Below are 654 nucleotides of genomic sequence, written 5' to 3' on the forward strand. Positions count from 1 at the left end.
TAATGTGTTGGTCAAAAACGGAAACCAAGCTCAAATAATGGCAAAATTACGCTGCTTTTCGGCCAATCTACTGCGCTGGTCAGGCGCGAAGAATTTTCAGCAAAAAATCGAGGAATTTGTTGATTTACCTGAGACACTCATTTCAACACTTAAGCAAGTTAATTTTTTATGAGAAAGCCGTGGGCACAGAGCTTAGCGCCTGCTGGACAAGCGCGGACAGTCCGTCTATGCCTTTACGCATATCCACCGGTGCCACGGCTAGCCAAATTTGCGCGGGTGTTTCGATCAAGCCAGGCATCGCAGCAACTCAGCCAGCCACGGTGCAGAAACGGTTATCGGTAGTTCCAGTCGTGAGCCGTGACCGGTATGCAATACCAGCAAAGCAGTTGCCGGTTCCTTTACCTGAACCGGAATGAACGCCGGTGTGGAATGTTCATTTCTAAAATCGTGCAGCCGCGCGGCAAAGGTTTTGACATTAAGCCGATGCTGTCGGCAATACGCCGCTTGCGTCATTCCGCTGCTTTGCCAAGTGTTCAGGTGATGTATCCAATGCGCAGTTAAGGTCATGCATTATCCTCTTCAAAAATTTTGAGAATAACGGTTCTGAACTTATTAGAACAGGTGGTTTGGTTGAGCGCTTACTAGTACGCTGAA

2 protein-coding genes are annotated in these 654 nt (G+C 48.0%); both read right to left on the reverse strand.

The window, feature by feature from the left end; genetic code table 11:
* Positions 1 to 166 precede the first annotated feature (166 nt).
* Complete coding sequence (gene tnpB, locus VZ94_RS21800; protein WP_239650145.1) at positions 167 to 298, reverse strand: IS66 family insertion sequence element accessory protein TnpB; 132 nt, start codon at positions 296 to 298, stop codon at positions 167 to 169.
* Entirely contained in the window at positions 286 to 567 is a 282-nt protein-coding gene (gene tnpA, locus VZ94_RS21805; protein ID WP_045780858.1) for an IS66 family insertion sequence element accessory protein TnpA, read from the reverse strand. Before tnpA ends, tnpB begins: the two co-directional genes overlap by 13 nt.
* Between the last annotated feature and the right edge of the window lie 87 nt (positions 568 to 654).

This window comes from Methylocucumis oryzae (assembly GCF_000963695.1).
Classification (GTDB): domain Bacteria; phylum Pseudomonadota; class Gammaproteobacteria; order Methylococcales; family Methylomonadaceae; genus Methylovulum; species Methylovulum oryzae.

Excerpts from the sequence above, each read along its gene's own strand:
- tnpA (WP_045780858.1), bottom strand. The coding sequence starts at position 567 with ATGACCTTAACTGCGCATTGGATACATCACCTGAACACTTGGCAAAGC.
- tnpB (WP_239650145.1), bottom strand. The coding sequence starts at position 298 with ATGCCTGGCTTGATCGAAACACCCGCGCAAATTTGGCTAGCCGTGGCA.